We start from the raw sequence: 18196 nt of genomic DNA, 5'->3' as shown, positions 1-18196 counted from the left end.
GCCCAAACAAATTGTTTGGGCAATTATATACCTAAGCGGCATGAAGATTAATTGAGTAGGTTATTTCTTACGATTTTTCATCATACTCATTAAGCGCTTACGTTTTCTCTCTTGAGAAAGCGTCATTTTGTTGCTCTTGCCTTCAAATGGGTTATCGCTACTTTGGAATTGAATTCGAATCGGCGTGCCCATGATATCCAATGATTTACGGTAATAGTTCATTAGATAACGCTTGTAGGAATCTGGTAACTCATTGACTAGGTTACCGTGAATAACCACGATCGGTGGGTTATATCCACCTGCGTGTGCATATTTTAGTTTAACTCTGCGTCCACGAACGAGTGGTGGCTGATGATCGTCTGTCGCCATTTTCATGATACGAGTCAGTACAGAAGTGCCAACACGAGTCGTCGCGGATTTGTAAGCCTCTTGAACTGACTCAAATAAGTGACCAACGCCCGTACCGTGTAATGCTGAAATGAAGTGAATTCGAGCAAAATCAACAAAGCCTAAGCGTCTGTCTAGCTCTTTCTTAACATTCTCTTTAATGTCGGTATCCAGGCCATCCCACTTATTCACTGCAAGTACGATAGAGCGACCAGCATTCAGCGCAAAACCAAGTAAGCTTAGATCTTGATCTGAGATATTTTCTCTCGCGTCAATCACCAAAAGTACCACGTTGGCATCTTCTACCGCTTTAAGCGTTTTAACAACCGAGAATTTCTCAACCGTTTCATTGATACGCTTGCGTCGCCTCACGCCTGCGGTATCAATCAGTACGTACTCTCGCTCATCCCTTTCCATTGGGATATAAATCGAATCACGTGTCGTACCCGGCATATCGTATACCACGACACGCTCTTCACCCAAGATTCGATTGGTAAGGGTAGATTTACCTACGTTAGGTCGACCTATGATAGCCAGCTTGATTGGTTGCTCTTGCAAGCGAGTAAACTCTGCTTCGGCTTCTTCTTCTGTATAATCGAGTTTTTCTTCAACGTCTTCAAACTCGGTCAGATCTTCCAACTCACCTTTAGTTTGCTCAAGCAGCTCTTCAGCAAACGGGTTCAAAGCTAAGTCGATTAAAGCACTAACTCCACGTCCATGGGCCGCCGCGATTTGATACATGTTGTCCATACCAAGTTGCCAGAACTCAGCGCTGGCCGCGTCAGCATCGATACCATCGACTTTATTGACGACCAACATGGCACGTTTTTCGGTTTTACGTAAATGTTGCGCAATCGCCTCATCAGAGACGGTCAAACCAGCTCGACCATCGACCATGAATAATACGACATCGGCCTCTTCAATTGCCGCGAGCGATTGCTCTGCCATTTTGGTTTCGACGCCTTCTTCTGAGCCGTCAATACCGCCAGTATCAATCACAATAAATTCGTGCTCACCAAGCTTGGCCTGGCCATATTTACGGTCACGCGTTAAGCCGGGGAAATCCGCCACCAACGCATCTCGGGTTCGAGTTAAGCGGTTAAATAGCGTTGACTTGCCCACATTTGGACGTCCCACTAAAGCAACAACAGGTACCATAATAACCTCAATAGTATATCTTTTGATCTAGTTATAGATAACCAACCTAGTATTACCAAGTTTGCCAACGAGTTTGTTATCTATAACCACACAATAAAATGGCTCCTGACTGTAACCAGCCAGGAGCCGAGGACGGAGTATATCACGATATTATTCAGGAAGCGTCAGTTTCTTAATATCGCCATTTCGGGTAATCACAACATAACCATCTGGAAGAGCAACCGGTGGAACAGCGATACCACTACTGTTAATTTCCTGCTCAGCCACAAAGTTACCAGTACTGCGATTTATCCAATATAAGTAACCTTCCGCATCTCCCACCACCACATAGTCTCCGATCACTACTGGGGCTGTAACAAGGCGATGTTTAAGCTGATCGTTGCTCCAAATCTTCGTGCCGCTTCGCGCGTCTACCGCCACAACATCATCCTCATCGGTGACCAAGAAGATATTGCTACCATCAGTGGCAAGGTTGTTTGCCGACGAATATTTGCGCTTCCACATAGCTTCACCAGAACGCAGGTTGATAGCGGTCAAATTGCCGTGAATACCTACAATATACAAGGTGTCGCCAAGAATCAGAGGAGATGCATCAACATCCACTAAGCGATCAATTTCAGTGGAACCTTGTGGGATACCAATTGGGATCTGCCAAGCAAGCTGACCTTGACTGATAATTGCCGCCGCAAGTCTACCACTGGCTGTGCCCCAAAAAACGGCGCCACCTTGAGCAACGGGTGTGCTGTCTCCGCGCATCGTCAGCGTTGGAACATCTGTGCTCACAGTCCACTTTTCTTTACCAGTAGACTGATCTAGCGCGATAAGCATGCCACGACTGGTATGAACGAAGACTAGGTTGCTGTCTGTGGCAGGTGCTGCAAGCACTGCTCCATCCACATCAGCTTGCCACGCTACTTTCCCCGTATCGGCATTCAGTGCTGTGACATAACCGTTTTCGCTTCCAATGTAGATTTTGCCATAAGCAGCAGATATACCACCTGAGAGTCTGGCGGTTGAGTCTTTCTCTAGATCCGTCTCCCAAATTGTATCGCCTGTTTTAGGATCTAACGCTTTTACAAGTCCAGCACGACTCGCGACATAGAGTTTGCCGTAGGCATAATCTGGCGTTAACTTGGAGTAAAACTGGCCAACACCTGAACCTATCGAAGTACTCCAATCACGAGTCGGCGTAAATTGGCTGTTCACTTTTGGTACAGGAGACATCACGATGGCATCATCACTCGCGCACCCAGATAAGGTCGCAAATGCGATCACCAATAGCAGGGCTCTGTTTAGTCTTTTCATCATCGACTATTGACCTTGCTTGGCTAAATCATCAAGTTTCATTTTCAGTACTGGGCTGGTATCCCCTGACTGCTGGGCTTCAACGTAAGCTTTATAAGCTTCATCAGTTTTGCCTTGTTTAAGAGCAATGTCGCCTTTCAGTTCAGAAACTCGTCCAGACCAAGCCGTACTTTTAATGCTGGCTAATTCAGATAGCGCAGATTCGTAATGGCCTTGTTCTTCTTGGATTCTTGCTACGCGATACGCCGCAATTGATTTGAGCGCTTCATCTTTGGTATCGGTTTTTGCCCACTCAAGTTGAGCAAGTGCTTCATCTAAATTACCAGCGTCAGCCTGTACTTTCGCAAGCTGTAGAGCCGCTAAAACGGAATACTCACTCGATTTATTGCTATAAATAAAGCTTTGTACTTTAGATTCGGCTTTAACACCTTGAGATTGCAACTCTTTTACCACGTCGGCATAGCCCGCCGATGCACTTTCCTTGGTAGCATTTTGTGATTGTTGATAATAATGCCAGCCAACTAAACCCGCTATCACAATAACTGCCACAGCGATGAGCGCTGTACCATACTTTCGAAGCCAGTCTTTTATTGCTTCAACTTGTTCTTCTTCACTATTGTAGAGTTCCACTTCCTGTCCTCTTAAACCATTTTCTTAAACTAGTGTGGAGACAACTTGCGTTATCTGCCGGATTACAATGAAAGTAGCTCAGATAACTGCGCGACGATATCATCTTGCGAGTGGGTAGATTGCTCTCCACCAACCAGATCTTTCAACACAACGGTATTGTCGTTGACTTCATTCTCACCGAGCACCAATGCAACCGCTGCGCCGACTTTATCTGCACGTTTGAATTGCTTTTTAAAGTTACCGCCACCGAGGTTATTCATCACTCGAATACCGGGTAATTTCTCGCGTAATGTGTCGGCAAGCTTCATACCAGCCATTGTTGTGCCTTCGCCCGCCGTCACCATGTAGACATCCACGCTGCGACGAACATTATCTAACTCTAGGGTTTCTAGTAGTATTACTAAGCGCTCGATACCAAGACCAAAGCCAAAACCAGGAGTGGCTTTACCACCTAATTGTTCAACAAGGCCATCATAACGACCGCCAGCACATACCGTACCCTGAGCCCCTAAGCTGTCGGTAATCCACTCAAATACAGTGCGGTTGTAATAATCCAGTCCACGAACTAGACGCTCGTTTACCGTGTATTCGATACCTGCAGCTTCAAGAAGTTCACACACTTGAGCAAAATGTTGCTTCGATTCTTCATTTAAGTACTCTGACAAACGCGGAGCGTCAGTCAAGATGGCTTGAACATCAGGATTTTTGCTATCAAGTACGCGCAGAGGGTTGGTGTGCATTCTGCGTTTGCAGTCATCATCTAACACATCAACGTGCTGCTCTAGGAAAGCAACCAGTGCAGTACGATAAGTTTGACGTTCTTCCGACGAACCAATCGAATTCAGCTCCAAACGTACGTGCTTCTCCACACCGAGCTCGCGCCACATTTTCGCGCTAAGCATAATCACTTCCGCGTCAGTATCGGCGCTAGCGAGGCCAAAAACCTCAACACCGAATTGGTGGAATTGTCTGTAACGACCTTTTTGCGGCCTCTCATGACGGAACATTGGGCCGGTATACCACAAACGCTGTTCTTGGTTGTATAGCAAGCCATTCTCAATGCCTGCACGTACGCACCCAGCGGTCCCTTCAGGTCTTAGCGTCAGACTGTCGCCATTTCTGTCTTCAAAGGTATACATTTCCTTTTCAACGACATCGGTCACTTCACCAATGCCGCGACTGAATAAGTGCGTCATCTCAACGATTGGCGTGCGTATCTCGTTGTAGCCATAGGATGCGACTACCGCTTTTAAAGTGTTTTCTACTTTCTGCCACACAGGAGATTGAGTAGGGAGGCAGTCATTCATGCCTCGAATTGCTTGAATTGTTTTTGCCACAGTAATTACCGTAATATCGTTAAGATTATTCTGAGTCGTTTGAATTTGGATCGAGTTGATTGACTTCGATGCGATTGCTGGTATCCAGTACTGCCGCTTTGGCACGGATCTTCGCTTCAAGCTGATCGATGATGTTGTCATTGTCAAAGCGCTCTTTCTGACGTTTGCCGTCTTCATAGAAAGCGCTTTTCTTATTGCTACCAGCAAGGCCTAAATGAGACACTTCGGCTTCACCAGGACCGTTCACCACACAGCCGATAATAGAGACATCCATAGGTGTCAGCACATCCTCTAGACGCTCTTCCAGCGCGTTGACCGTACCAATCACATCAAACTCTTGTCGCGAGCATGTTGGACATGCAATAAAGTTCACCCCACGAGAACGAATACGTAGCGATTTCAATATATCAAAACCAACTTTGACTTCTTCAACAGGGTTAGCGGCAAGAGAAATACGTAACGTATCACCAATGCCTTCTGCGAGCAGCATGCCTAGACCGACGGAAGATTTCACCGCCCCAGCTCTTGCGCCACCGGCTTCGGTAATGCCCAGATGCAATGGTTGATCGATTTTCTTAGCAAGAATTCGATACGAATCGACCGCCAAGAACACATCAGAAGCTTTTACACTTACCTTAAATTGATCAAAGTTCAGCCGGTCTAAGATATCTACATGACGCATCGCCGACTCAACCAAGGCATCTGGTGTTGGCTCGCCATATTTCATTTGGATATCTTTTTCTAACGATCCGCCATTGACTCCGATCCGGATAGGAATATTTTTATCACGAGCACAATCAACAACAGAGCGAATACGATCTTCTTTGCCAATATTGCCCGGGTTAATACGAAGGCAGTCGACACCATAATCCGCTACTTTAAGCGCGATACGATAATCGAAGTGGATATCTGCCACTAGAGGAATCGATACTTGCTGCTTAATTTGCTTAAACGCTTCAGCCGCATCCATTGTAGGTACAGAAACTCGAACGATATCTGCGCCGACATTTTCTAGCGCTTTTATTTGCGCCACCGTGGCATCAACATCCGTGGTGCGAGTATTGGTCATGGACTGAACAGCGATCGGTGCGCCGTCACCAATCGCGACATCGCCCACATAAATACGTGTCGACGGGCGACGTTTTATAGGAGATTCGTGTTGCATCATATTTTCTAAGGTAAGGTAAATCTAGCTACTTTACCCGGAGTATACCTAGAAAGGTCGACAGGTTCACTCGCTATTGTCATTGAAACGTTTTCTGGTGCTCCCAAAATGACGTTAAATGGCGCTTCTCCAGACAATTTTAGTGTCTGGCCACCTTTTTTAATGCCGGAAACCAATACCTTACCTGTTGCATCCTTAATCTGTAACCAACAATCATCTTTAAAACTCATATCGATTGTTTTTTCCGCTGAAGCAGCAGAAGATGAACTGCTATTGGTAGATTGTGGTGATACCGCTGATGACCCTTGTTCTGGTTCAACGGTTTTTTCGGTTGAATGGGTTGTTGTCGAAGCTGGAGCACTACTAGCAGTCGTAGCCGATTGAGACCCCTCTGAAGTAGACGTTGGTGCTTTGCTCGGCTCATTGACCGGATTCTGCGTTGAGCTTTGCGTCTGTGTAGCAGGTGTTTTCTCATCTTGTGAGGTCAATTTACCCGCCTTTAGCGTGGTAAAGTCGGTTTTATTACTATCAGAGGCAGCTTGACCTGATTGAGGCGCATTTTCTGTAGGGTTTTGTGTCACGGCTGGGGCTTGAGACTGCGAACCATTCGATGGTGAAAGTAGCGTATCTCGTTGCTGATTTTGCCACCACCACAGTGAAGAAATGCCAATAATCACCGCAAGAATTGCCCAAGTGATGATCATGATACGATTATCGTGCTTTTCATTTTTCGTTTTCCGCGAAAAGCTTGTCATGGTTTGCGCCTGAGGTTTAGCGCTATCTTCATCGCCAAGTGCGGCAAGAATGGCAGATTCTTCTATCCCAACCGCTTTTGCGTACGAGCGTAAATAACCACGAGTAAAGGTGGCCACTTGGCCAATTTCAAAATTGTTGTTTTCGATGTCTTGTATAATAGATAGCTTAAGTCTCAAACGATCTGCTATCTGTTTTTGCGATAACCCTAGCTCTTCGCGCTTATTTTTTAGAATGGTTCCCGCTTCCAATTCCACTGTTTCTACTATTTCTTCTTCTACTAATACGTTTTGTTTTGTACTCATTAGAGGTGTACATCTCTTAATTGGTCCATGACTTGAGTGTGCTTGTTATTTTTATTACTTTATCACTCGATTTAGTAAAGCCTGGAACGGATAAACATTGAGGATCTTTCTCCTCGCCTAAGTTACATAAAATCTGAGCAAACTCATGGCTCAAACTACAACACAGTCTTATTTAGCAATTCTAATAGATAATAGCTGTTAAACAACAATATGATGAAATAGAAATCACAAGCAGCTCAAGGTTTTTCCTAAATTTTACATTTGAGGATGGCTAGTGTAATCAAACCACTAGCCATAATTGAATTTCAAAAAATCGAAATTAAGACACTGCTTCAGGCAAAAGCAGTCATTAGATGGCTTTTACCGGAATGTGATTGGCGTTCGTTTCTGCTTTTAGTTTAGTGCGTTTGGTTCGGTCGATGACGTCGCCAACTAACTGACCACAGGCCGCATCAATATCATCACCTCGGGTCTTGCGAACTGTGACGGTATAGTCGTATTGCATGAGCGTTTTCATAAAGCGATCAATGCGCGAGTTACTTGGCTTCTTGTATGGCGAACCTGGATACGGGTTGAATGGGATCAGGTTAATTTTGCAAGGCGTATCTTTCATTAGTGCCGCGAGCTCGCGAGCATGATCCATATCATCGTTAACATGGTCAAGTAACACGTATTCCACCGTTACTTTGCCACGGTTTGCGTTCGATGAAGCAATATAGCGACGAACTGATGCCAAGAAGTCTTCAATGTCCCATCTATCGTTGATCGGCATGATTTGACTGCGCAATGTATCGTTGGGCGCGTGAAGTGAGATCGCCAATGCAACATCGATACTCCCTGTCATTTGATCGAGTCCCGATACCACTCCAGAGGTAGAAACCGTCACTCTTCGCTTAGACAGTCCAAAGCCAAGATCGTCTAACATGAGCCTTAAGGCTGGAAGTAAGTTTTTCATGTTAAGCAGTGGCTCACCCATCCCCATCATTACCACGTTGGTGATAGGACGGCGGCCTGTTTCTTTTTCCAAACCAACTTCTCTTGCAGCTCGCCACAACTGACCAATAATTTCAGACACCTTCAAGTTGCGGTTAAAGCCTTGCTGAGCCGTTGAGCAGAATTTACATTCCAGTGCACAGCCCACTTGCGAGGAAATACATAACGTCGCACGATCATCCTCAGGGATATATACCGTCTCGACATCTTGATCACCAACACTCATTGCCCATTTTATTGTGCCATCAGACGAGTGCTGAGCTTCAGATACCGTAGGAGCCTTAACATGGCAACGTGCAATCAACTTCTCACGCAACTTCTTATTCAAGTTGGTCATTTGCTCAAAATCATCACAACCAAAATGATATATCCACTTCATCACCTGCTCGGCACGAAATGCCTTTTCCCCAAGCTCTTCAACAAAGAACTTGCGTAAGCCTTCGCGATCAAAATCGAGTAGATTGATTTTTTCAGTGGTCATGCTGCCTCTCAATGACAAAATGGTCGGTAAAAGCGCGGATTGTACAGTGTTTCCTCCCAGCCAACAAGACTTGCAACTTGCTGTATTTGCTAACGCACTAATATAGTTTAGGTTATTTTTTAACCAGTCATTCCATTAGGCTAAAATACCAAGAAAAAAGCCCTAACATGAGTTAGGGCCTTGAAGATAAAACGCTTAAATGAGCGGTTAACGACCAGCAAAGACTTCCGATGGTGGGAAGAAAAACTCAATTTCGCGCGCCGCTGATTCAGGGCTGTCTGAGCCATGCACGGCATTGTATCTCATGTTGATGGCATAATCTGCACGAAGCGTACCACACGCGGCTTCTTCTGGGTTGGTTTTACCCATCAGTTCACGATAACGTGCAATCGCATTTTCACCTTCCAATACTTGAACCATACATGGACCGGAAGTCATGAACTCTTTTAACCCTGGAAAAAAATCTCTCCCTTCATGTTCTGCGTAGAACCCACTGGCCTGTTCGTCGGTGAGGTGAACCATCTTAGCCGCGACAATTTGCAACCCTGCTTGTTCAAAACGATGGTAAATTTCACCAATCAAATTGCGTTCTACCGCATCTGGCTTAATGATTGAGAATGTTTTTTCAAGAGCCATATTATATCCTTCACTCAATATTTTTCTTTAGGCGACACATTTAGCGCTGCCTAATATACCAATAATTTACTCGTATTTTGAGTTTATTTTAGGGTGGTTATTTCGCATTCTCCATTAGGATTCGCGCTAACGTTTTCACGCCCATCCCCGTTGCGCCTGCCGCCCACTTGTCACTTGCAGACTTACGGTATGTGCCTGAACAATCAAAGTGCAACCAACCTTTTTTGTAGTCTTCGACAAAGTAAGACAGGAACGCTGCGGCCGTACTCGCACCAGGTACATAGTCGCCACTGCTGATGTTAGATAGGTCAGCAAAGTTAGATGGCAGTGCTTGTCTGTGGAACTCCGCCAGTGGAAGTGGCCATAGACCTTCATTTTCTTTTGCCGCGGCGGTCAACGCTTCGTGAGACAGCTCATCATCAAAGCTCATCAGTGCATGATAGTCATTGCCTAATGCATTTTTAGCTGCGCCAGTTAGTGTTGCGCAATCGATGATCAACTCAGGTTTCTGCTCGCTTGCGTAAATAAGGCCATCTGCCAATACCAATCTGCCTTCGGCGTCGGTATTCATGATCTCAACGGTTTTACCATTTTTATAGGTAATGATGTCACCCAACTTCAGTGCACGGCCAGAAATCATATTTTCTGCGCAGCAAAGAATCAGTTTAACGCGCTTATTCAAACCACGCATAATCGCTAAGCCAAGACCCGCTGTAATGGTACCTGAGCCGCCCATGTCCGCTTTCATTGACGTCATAAAGTTAGATTGCTTAATGCTATAGCCACCAGAATCAAACGTAATGCCTTTGCCGACTAAACATGCATAGACTGGTGCATTCTCATCACCGGTTGGGTTGAAATCCAGTTGCAACATGGCAGAGGTTCTTTCTGATCCGCGACCAACAGCAAAAATACCTTGCCAACCTTCTTCCAGCAAATCTCTATCTTTTACGATTTTGGCCGTCACGGTTCCTTCTGGTGCAACCGACTTAATAAATTCGCTCGCCATGGTTGCAAGCTGACGTGGGGCCACTTCTTCAGCACTTTTGTTGATGATATCGCGAGCCCAACACGTTGCTTTTACTCTTGCTTCTAACTCATTTTGAGCCTCAGCTTCTAACGCATTCCACTCCAGTGTGTTTTTCTTTTTGGCATCGCGGTAGCCTTGTTGAAAGGCCCAGATGCTTTCAAGGTCCCACTCATCACCGGCTAAAAATACCGACTTGATACCTTGACCATCGAGTTTTCTGGCTGCGCGTTGAATGGTCGCAAGACGACTAGTCATATTGTCGCCGTTGCTCAGATGAATCGTAGCGCCTTTCTCGTTATAGGATAAAATTGCCGTTTCGCCCCACTGAGGTTGAGCTTTCTCTTGGCTAATACATACCGACATTTGTTGAGACATCTTCTCTCCTTGCCTTCTTAAAATATTTTTACCTGCCCACGTTACTCGTTTCAGCGAGAATGACAAGGTTTAAAATTAAGTTCACATTTTAATAAAGAATTCAGTTTTTAGATAAACAAAAGCGAACCGTTAAGTTCGCTTTTATTGAGATCGTATCACTACGAATTAATCTGCTTCATCCATCCAGCATAGAATAACCGCTTCAAGAATCTTTTCGTTACAATGGCTTGGATCATCATCAAAATCCTCGATATCAAGGATCCATTGACGAAGATCGGTAAAGCGCACGGTTTTAGGATCCGTATCCGGATACAAATCACAAAGCTCTATGGCTATTTCTCTTGAGTCAGTCCATTTCATCGTTCACCTCGTCGCTAGTCAATGGTGCTATATTAATGCTCTTCCGATGCATGATTGATGGTGTATTTTGGAATTTCTACCACCAAGTCTTCATCTGCGATTTTCGCTTGGCAGCCCAGTCTTGATTCTGGCTCAAGCCCCCAAGCTTTATCAAGCATATCGTCTTCTAGCTCTTCACTTTCTTCAAGAGAATCAAACCCCTCACGGATAACAACGTGACAAGTTGTACAAGCACAAGACTTTTCGCAAGCGTGTTCGATGCCGATACCATTTTTTAATGCGACATCTAAAACCGTTTCACCTGTCTCAGCTTCTAGTACCGCACCTTCTGGGCATAAGTCTTCATGAGGTAATACAATAATCTTTGGCATAATCTTATAATCTCTAACTACTAAATATCGTCGACAGACTGTCCGGAAAGTGCTTCCCGAATCGATTTATCCATACGACGAGAAGCAAACGCTTCGCTGGCCTTATCGGTCGCTTTAATTCCTTGCTCGATGGCATCTGCGTCTTCACCATTTCTAAGTTTGATGAGTGCTTCAATCGACTTTACTATATGTTGGCTTTCTTGCTCTGATAGAAGTTCGTCTCCATCAGCTTGCATTGCTGCTAGCAACCCTTCAATCACGCGATCAGCTTCAATACGCTGTTCGGCCAACGCCCTAGCTTGCATATCTTCCTTCGCATGCGACATCGAATCTTTTAGCATATTCGCGACTTCTTCATCGCTCAAGCCATAAGATGGCTTCACTTGGATATCCGCTTGCACGCCCGTGCTTTTTTCCATTGCGGAAACCGACAATAGACCATCAGCATCGACTTGGTAAGTGACACGAATATGCGCCGCGCCAGCCGTCATTGGTGGAATTCCCTTCAAAGAAAACTTCGCCAAAGAGCGACAGTCATCTACCAATTCACGCTCACCTTGAACCACGTGCACTGACATTGCCGTTTGGCCATCCTTGAAAGTGGTAAATTCCTGAGCTCGAGCAACAGGGATGGTGGTATTTCTCGGGATGATTTTCTCAACTAACCCGCCCATGGTTTCGATACCCAGCGACAAAGGAATGACATCTAACAACAACATTTCTGAGTCAGGCTTATTTCCAACCAAGATATCTGCTTGAATACCGGCACCGATAGCGACCACTTCGTCTGGGTTGATGCTGATTAGTGGTGGACGCTGGAAAAACTCACCAACCATCTCTCGTACCAACAAGGTGCGTGTTGAGCCACCCACCATGACCACTTCCATCACGTCGTCAACGTCTAAGTCAGCGTCACGTAAAGCTCGGCGACATGACATCAGGGTCTTCTTCACCAACGGTCGAATTAACTCTTCAAATTCATCGCGAGTTAAAGCGCCTTGCCAACCTAAAACCGAAACCTCTACGCGGTCCGTTTGCGACAGGTTGAGTTTTGCTTCTATCGCTGCTTCTTGTAGAGCACGCATTTGTTCTGCAGTTAGATCGGCTGCAGAGCGATTCATTTGTTGTAGGAAGTGTTCAACCACCAAGGCATCAAAATCGTCCCCCCCTAGCGCTGAATCCCCGCCTGTCGCTAGGACTTCAAACACGCCTTTACTTAATCGCAAAATAGAGATGTCGAATGTGCCGCCACCTAAATCGTATACTGCGATGACGCCTTCTTGCCCAGAGTCTAACCCATAAGCAATCGCTGCCGCTGTTGGCTCATTGAGCAATCGAAGTACGTGCAAGCCTGCCAGTTTTGCGGCGTCTTTTGTGCCGGTGCGCTGCGCATCATCGAAATACGCAGGAACGGTAATAACCACTCCAGACAGATCACCACCTAAAGTGGCTTCTGCTCGAGCTTTCAGAGATTTTAAAATCTCTGACGATATTTGAATTGGGTTCTTGCTGCCTTGGGGAGTTTGAATCTCTGGCAAACCGCTATCGGTTTCAACAAATTGATAAGGTAACGAAGGGTAACGCTGTTGAATGTCTTGGAAAGAGCGGCCAATCAACCGTTTGACTGAGATAATCGTGTTCTTCGGATCGTTCTGAGCTTGGGATAGAGCGTCATAACCGATTTGGATATCGGACTGAGTGTACTGAACCACGGAAGGTAATACAGAGCGACCCTGTTCGTCGTTCAACGTATCTGCTGAGCCACTTCTTACTGTCGCAACCAAAGAGTTGGTCGTGCCCAAATCAATCCCAACCGCTAACTTATGTTGGTGGGGTACACTACTTTGACCTGGCTCTGCAATTTGGAGTAACGCCATTGGAGGTTGATCCTTTCTATTTAAACTAACCGAGCAATCGTTCTTCGGTTTGTTCTATTTCATTCTTTAATTTATCAATAAACTTGAGCTTTCTCACTGTATCAGCCGCTTCAACCCAATGTGCCTGATTAAGCTGGCTCGCGACCAATTCGATATGCTGCTTAAACATTTTACTGACTTTCGTATCAAAATCGAACAATCTCTCGTCAGCATCATCTTTTGTACTGATCTCTTCCAGCTCTTCTCTGAGCTCCATTTGTTCCATAAGAAACATAGGATCTTGAAGGGTTTGTTGCTCGCCACGCAAGTCTACGCCATGTTGTGACAACAGGTATTCAGCTCGTGAGATAGGGTGTTTTAGCACCTGATAAGCATCGTTTATTTGCGCCGCTTTTTGCACGGCGACAAGTCGATCACGCTCGGATACATGAGCAAATTTATCGGGGTGAAAGCGTTTTTGAAGTTCTCTAAAGTGAGAAGAAAGAAGGCTACCATCCAGCTTAAACTGACTTGGTAGCCCAAATAATTCAAAGTGGTTCATAGTCAATACGGCCTCAATTGCCCGGTAAATCTTAAGTTAGGTTTCAAGATTCATTAAACGTTGAAACTTTCACCACAACCGCACTCGCCTTTCGCATTTGGGTTGTTGAACTCAAATCCCTCATTGAGGCCTTCTTTCACATAATCGAGCTCAGTGCCATCTAAATAAACTAAGCTTTTTGCATCAATAATAACTTTGATGCCCATGTGTTCGAAGACTTGATCCTCTTCGTTTAAATCATCTACAAACTCAAGAACATATGCCATACCTGAGCAGCCCGTCGTTCTTACACCCAGACGTAAGCCAAGGCCTGAGCCTCGGTTATCCAAGAATGTTTTCACACGGCTTGCCGCTGCTTCTGTCATAGTAATGGCCATACTGCACCTTATTCTTTATTTAATAAAACCAAGACAGGGAGCACAGCTCCCTGCAACTTTTTACTGATCTTTTTTCTTTTTATAGTCAGCAACGGCTGCTTTAATAGCGTCTTCCGCTAAGATAGAACAGTGGATTTTTACTGGAGGAAGCTCAAGCTCTTCCGCAATTTCCGCGTTCTTAATTTCAGCCGCTTCGTCGATGGTTTTACCTTTCACCCACTCAGTAACAAGCGAGCTAGAAGCGATAGCACTACCGCATCCGTATGTTTTAAACTTGGCATCTTCGATGATGCCTTCAGGCGTAACCTTAATTTGCAGCTTCATTACGTCACCACACGCTGGCGCGCCGACCATACCACTACCAACACTTGGATCTTCTTTGTCAAATGCCCCAACATTACGTGGGTTTTCGTAGTGATCTATTACTTTTTCGCTGTATGCCATGATATTTACCTCGAATCCTCTAAATATGAAACACTAGGGTGATTAATGGTGAGCCCACTCAACCGTGTTCAAATCAACCCCTTCTTTGTACATATCCCATAGAGGAGACATGTCACGTAGCTTATTCACTGCTACACGAATTTGTTCAACCGCATAATCCACTTCTTCTTCGGTTGTAAAACGACCGAAAGAGAAACGAATTGAGCTATGTGCAAGCTCATCATCCAAACCTAAAGCACGTAGGACATAAGAAGGCTCTAAGCTCGCTGATGTACATGCACTACCAGATGAAACGGCTAAGTCTTTAAGGGACATAAGCAGAGATTCACCTTCTACAAAAGCAAAACTGATGTTTAAGTTGTTTGGTAGGCGTTGCTCTAAGTCACCGTTGATAGTGACAGCTTCCATATCTTTGATGCCAGCTAATAAGCGATCACTGAGCGCTTGCGCGTGTTCAAGATCTTGCTGCATTTCTTCTTGTGCAATACGGAAAGCTTCACCCATACCTACGATTTGGTGAGTAGGTAGTGTGCCTGAGCGGAAACCACGTTCATGTCCACCACCATGCATTTGCGTCTCTAGACGAATACGAGGCTTACGACGAACATAAAGGGCACCAACGCCTTTTGGTCCATAGATTTTATGTGATGTTAAAGAGATCAAATCAATTTTCATCTCTTGCACGTCGATAGGCAATTTGCCTGCTGATTGAGCAGCATCAACGTGGAAAATGATTTTTCTTTCGCGGCAAAGTTCACCAATGGCAGCGATATCTTGGATGACACCGATCTCGTTGTTCACATGCATAATAGACACGAAAATGGTGTCTTCGCGCATTGCAGCTTCGAGTTTTTTCAGGTCAATAATGCCATTAGATTCTGGCTCAAGATAAGTCACTTCAAAGCCTTCACGCTCTAGTTGACGACATGGGTCAAGAACAGCCTTATGCTCGGTTTTACAAGTGATGATGTGTTTGCCTTTCTTACCATAAAAGTGCGCAGCACCTTTGATAGCAAGGTTGTCAGATTCAGTCGCGCCAGATGTGAAGACAATTTCACGCGGGTCCGCATTGAGTAGCTCTGCAATTTGCTCACGTGCAGTATCTACCGCTTCTTCTGCCTGCCAGCCATAACGGTGAGAACGTGACGCTGGGTTGCCAAAAGTGCCATCCATTGTCATGTACTGAACCATTTTTTCAGCAACACGCGGATCAACGGGACACGTTGCTGAGTAATCGAGATAAATCGGCAGTTTCATTTTTTACTCCAATGTAATACATCGCTACTACGAGCGAACATTAGCGCCAATTGAGACTAGATTAGAATTTTTTTTGCTAGCCCCTTGGCTGACCGCAAGATTAATGTCTTGGCGATCGGATGTTTCAAGAACTTCGTTATCTTGCATTAACTCACCCAGAGTAATGCCATCTAAGAAGTCACTAATACGTGTGCTTAAATCACGCCATAAGGTGTGTGTTAAACAACGACTCCCACCTTGGCAATCTGCTTTGCCTTGACACTTAGTGGCATCAACAGATTCATCAACAGCCGCAATCACTGTTCCGACCGCTATGGTATGAGCTTCACTACCCAGTCGATAACCACCACCTGGACCACGAACACTAGCGACCAGACCTGCTTTGCGCAACTTTGAAAACAACTGCTCTAAATACGAGAGCGAAATCCCTTGGCGTTCAGAAATATCCGCCAATGGTACTGGGTTTTGTTGCGAATGCAGAGCGACATCCAACATGGCTGTTACTGCATACCTACCTTTCGAAGTAAGCCTCATATCACACCATCTCCACTTTCTTTGTATACAAAGAAGTTTTCCATACCTGAGTAAAATGGTCAAGTATTTATTTGACCATTTTACTCAGGTATTATTCAGGCTAAGGCCAAGGCTTATTTCTTTGCCGAGGTGTGCTTTTCTACCGATGTCAAAACACCACGTAGAATGTTCAGCTCCTGCACTTCCGGCCGAGCTCGGCTAAACAGTCTGCGCAATTTATTCATAACTTGGCCAGGCTGCTTTTGCGAGATGAATTGGGTATCAGTGAGCACTTTTTCAAGGTGCTGGTAAAACAATTCCAGTTCCTTATTGCGTGGGTATTCCACTTCCGCTCCATCGCTATACTGTTGCTTTTCTCTGTTAAGGTGAGCGATGCGAACTTCATAACCGATGGTTTGCACCGCCATCGCTAGATTAAGCGAGCTGTATTCTGGATTGGCAGGGATACAAACATGGTAATGGCATTGTTGCAGCTCTTCATTCGTTAGCCCGGTCCGCTCGCGACCAAAAATAAGCGCAACTTCGGAGCGGGCACTGGCGATCGCCGTCTTTTCACCACATTCTCTTGGTTCCAGCATTGGCCACTCTAGAGTACGAGAGCGAGCACTCGACCCCACCACTAATGTGCAGTCACTAATGGCTTCTTGCAGTGTAGAAACAATCGTAGCATTTTCTATCACATCACCCGCCCCAGATGCGAGAGTGAACGCCTGTTCGTCAAGGTCACATTGAGGGTCGACAAGGACTAATTGACTTAATCCCATGACTTTCATCGCTCGAGCAGCAGAACCGATATTTCCCGAGTGAGATGTGCCAACCAATACTATTTTTACGTTATCCAACATGACTAAAACCAATACAAAAATACGCGGCCGAATATTAGCATAGATTGACAAAAAATGGTCAGACCTTTTTACATTAAACCTAACAACAGACGCCCTCAATAGTACAAAAAATAGTCGCTTTATTTTTATCTCATGTCTGGTATACTCTCGCCCGCTTTTTCGTTCTTTAACATCCGTTGGGAAAAACTTATGCATCCAATGCTAAATATTGCTATTCGCGCTGCGCGAAAAGCAGGCAATCATATTGCGAACTCACTAGAAAACGCTGACAAAATTGAATCAACTCAGAAAGGCATGCACGACTTTGTGACTAATGTAGACAAAGAAGCAGAAGCCATCATCATTGAGACAATCAAAGGCTCATACCCTGATCACTCTATCATTGGTGAAGAGAGTGGCTTTACTGAAGGTAAAGACAGCGATGTGCAATGGATCATAGACCCACTGGATGGAACCACTAACTTCATGAAAGGTCTACCACACTTTTCCGTCTCAATTGCCGTCCGCATTAAAGGCAAAACTGAGGTTGGCTGTGTATACGACCCTATGCTTAATGAGCTTTTCACAGCCCAACGAGGTTCTGGTGCACAGCTAAACAATGCTCGTATTCGCATCAAACCAACTAAAGATATTCAAGGCGCTGTACTAGCAACAGGTTTCCCTTTCAAGCAAAAACAACATTCTGAATCTTTCATGAAGATCTTGTCTTCTTTGTTTATCGAATGTGCTGATTTCCGCCGTACAGGCTCTGCTGCTCTTGACCTATGTTACTTAGCAAGTGGTCGTGTTGATGGCTATTTCGAGCTAGGTTTAAAACCTTGGGATTTAGCGGCAGGTGAGCTTATCGCTCGTGAAGCAGGTGCCATACTGACTGACTTTTCTGGCGGGACTGATTATCTCAAATCAGGCAATATCGTTGGGGCAAGTGCTAAAGCCGTGAAAGGCATTCTTAAGCACATCCGTGAAAACGGCAATGACGCTATTTTGAAGTAATAAATTCTCCACGACTTACCTTGAGCTAACTCAGGTAAGTCG

19 protein-coding genes are annotated in these 18196 nt (G+C 45.1%); 1 reads left to right on the top strand and 18 read right to left on the bottom strand.

Translation table 11 applies throughout. The annotated features are described in order from the left end of the window. Nucleotides 1-60: 60 nt before the first annotated feature. The 18 genes from der to trmJ all read right to left on the bottom strand — a co-directional run bounded on the left by der (nt 61) and on the right by trmJ (nt 17161). Nucleotides 61-1545 carry a ribosome biogenesis GTPase Der gene (gene der / locus M9194_RS21250; protein ID WP_250614712.1) on the bottom strand — a complete coding sequence of 495 codons (1485 nt, stop codon included), beginning with the start codon at nt 1543-1545 and terminating at the stop codon, nt 61-63. A gap of 150 nt (nt 1546-1695) precedes the next feature. After that, nucleotides 1696-2853 (bottom strand): outer membrane protein assembly factor BamB, encoded by a 1158-nt coding sequence (gene bamB, locus M9194_RS21245; protein WP_250614711.1) that lies wholly within the window; start codon nt 2851-2853, stop codon nt 1696-1698. 3 nt (nt 2854-2856) lie between these two features. Then, on the bottom strand, nt 2857-3480 hold the full coding sequence (locus M9194_RS21240; RefSeq protein WP_250614710.1) for a YfgM family protein: 624 nt from the start codon (nt 3478-3480) through the stop codon (nt 2857-2859). Between the two features lie 62 nt (nt 3481-3542). Continuing rightward, the gene (hisS, locus tag M9194_RS21235) at nt 3543-4817 is read right to left on the bottom strand and encodes a histidine--tRNA ligase (protein WP_250614709.1); all 1275 of its coding nucleotides are present in this window, start codon (nt 4815-4817) and stop codon (nt 3543-3545) included. A gap of 25 nt (nt 4818-4842) precedes the next feature. Further along, the gene (ispG, locus tag M9194_RS21230) at nt 4843-5982 is read right to left on the bottom strand and encodes a flavodoxin-dependent (E)-4-hydroxy-3-methylbut-2-enyl-diphosphate synthase (RefSeq protein WP_250614713.1); all 1140 of its coding nucleotides are present in this window, start codon (nt 5980-5982) and stop codon (nt 4843-4845) included. 8 nt (nt 5983-5990) lie between these two features. Continuing rightward, the gene (gene rodZ / locus M9194_RS21225) at nt 5991-7040 is read right to left on the bottom strand and encodes a cytoskeleton protein RodZ (protein WP_250614708.1); all 1050 of its coding nucleotides are present in this window, start codon (nt 7038-7040) and stop codon (nt 5991-5993) included. Nucleotides 7041-7389: 349 nt separating this feature from the next. Further along, entirely contained in the window at nt 7390-8514 is a 1125-nt protein-coding gene (gene rlmN, locus M9194_RS21220) for a dual-specificity RNA methyltransferase RlmN (RefSeq protein WP_250614707.1), read from the bottom strand. Between the two features lie 207 nt (nt 8515-8721). After that, nucleotides 8722-9150, bottom strand: a complete 429-nt coding sequence (gene ndk, locus M9194_RS21215; protein ID WP_250614706.1) for a nucleoside-diphosphate kinase — start codon at nt 9148-9150, stop codon at nt 8722-8724. A 97-nt stretch (nt 9151-9247) separates the two neighbouring features. After that, complete coding sequence (gene pepB / locus M9194_RS21210; protein ID WP_250614705.1) at nt 9248-10555, bottom strand: aminopeptidase PepB; 1308 nt, start codon at nt 10553-10555, stop codon at nt 9248-9250. A 165-nt stretch (nt 10556-10720) separates the two neighbouring features. Next, entirely contained in the window at nt 10721-10915 is a 195-nt protein-coding gene (iscX, locus tag M9194_RS21205) for a Fe-S cluster assembly protein IscX (RefSeq protein ID WP_250614704.1), read from the bottom strand. A 32-nt stretch (nt 10916-10947) separates the two neighbouring features. After that, nucleotides 10948-11286 carry an ISC system 2Fe-2S type ferredoxin gene (fdx, locus tag M9194_RS21200; RefSeq protein WP_250614703.1) on the bottom strand — a complete coding sequence of 113 codons (339 nt, stop codon included), beginning with the start codon at nt 11284-11286 and terminating at the stop codon, nt 10948-10950. A gap of 20 nt (nt 11287-11306) precedes the next feature. Then, entirely contained in the window at nt 11307-13163 is a 1857-nt protein-coding gene (gene hscA, locus M9194_RS21195; RefSeq protein WP_250614702.1) for a Fe-S protein assembly chaperone HscA, read from the bottom strand. Between the two features lie 25 nt (nt 13164-13188). Continuing rightward, nucleotides 13189-13704 carry a co-chaperone HscB gene (gene hscB / locus M9194_RS21190; RefSeq protein WP_250614701.1) on the bottom strand — a complete coding sequence of 172 codons (516 nt, stop codon included), beginning with the start codon at nt 13702-13704 and terminating at the stop codon, nt 13189-13191. A gap of 53 nt (nt 13705-13757) precedes the next feature. After that, on the bottom strand, nt 13758-14081 hold the full coding sequence (iscA, locus tag M9194_RS21185; RefSeq protein ID WP_250614700.1) for an iron-sulfur cluster assembly protein IscA: 324 nt from the start codon (nt 14079-14081) through the stop codon (nt 13758-13760). Nucleotides 14082-14141: 60 nt separating this feature from the next. Next, nucleotides 14142-14525 (bottom strand): Fe-S cluster assembly scaffold IscU, encoded by a 384-nt coding sequence (gene iscU, locus M9194_RS21180; protein ID WP_250614699.1) that lies wholly within the window; start codon nt 14523-14525, stop codon nt 14142-14144. Nucleotides 14526-14567: 42 nt separating this feature from the next. Further along, nucleotides 14568-15782 carry an IscS subfamily cysteine desulfurase gene (locus tag M9194_RS21175; RefSeq protein ID WP_250614698.1) on the bottom strand — a complete coding sequence of 405 codons (1215 nt, stop codon included), beginning with the start codon at nt 15780-15782 and terminating at the stop codon, nt 14568-14570. Nucleotides 15783-15809: 27 nt separating this feature from the next. Then, complete coding sequence (gene iscR / locus M9194_RS21170; protein WP_250614697.1) at nt 15810-16316, bottom strand: Fe-S cluster assembly transcriptional regulator IscR; 507 nt, start codon at nt 16314-16316, stop codon at nt 15810-15812. Nucleotides 16317-16429: 113 nt separating this feature from the next. Then, nucleotides 16430-17161: a tRNA (cytosine(32)/uridine(32)-2'-O)-methyltransferase TrmJ gene (gene trmJ / locus M9194_RS21165; RefSeq protein WP_250614696.1), complete on the bottom strand. Its 732-nt coding sequence runs from the start codon at nt 17159-17161 to the stop codon at nt 16430-16432. Nucleotides 17162-17350: 189 nt separating this feature from the next. On the opposite strand from trmJ, the gene suhB reads away from it, so the two are divergent. Then, entirely contained in the window at nt 17351-18154 is an 804-nt protein-coding gene (gene suhB, locus M9194_RS21160) for an inositol-1-monophosphatase (protein WP_250614695.1), read from the top strand. Nucleotides 18155-18196 lie beyond the last annotated feature (42 nt).

The organism is Vibrio sinus, from assembly GCF_023634645.1.
In the GTDB taxonomy this organism is placed as follows: Bacteria; Pseudomonadota; Gammaproteobacteria; order Enterobacterales; family Vibrionaceae; genus Vibrio; species Vibrio sinus.
The sequence above is the reverse complement of the archived record's forward strand: the minus strand, read 5'-3'. Positions and strand labels throughout refer to the sequence as shown.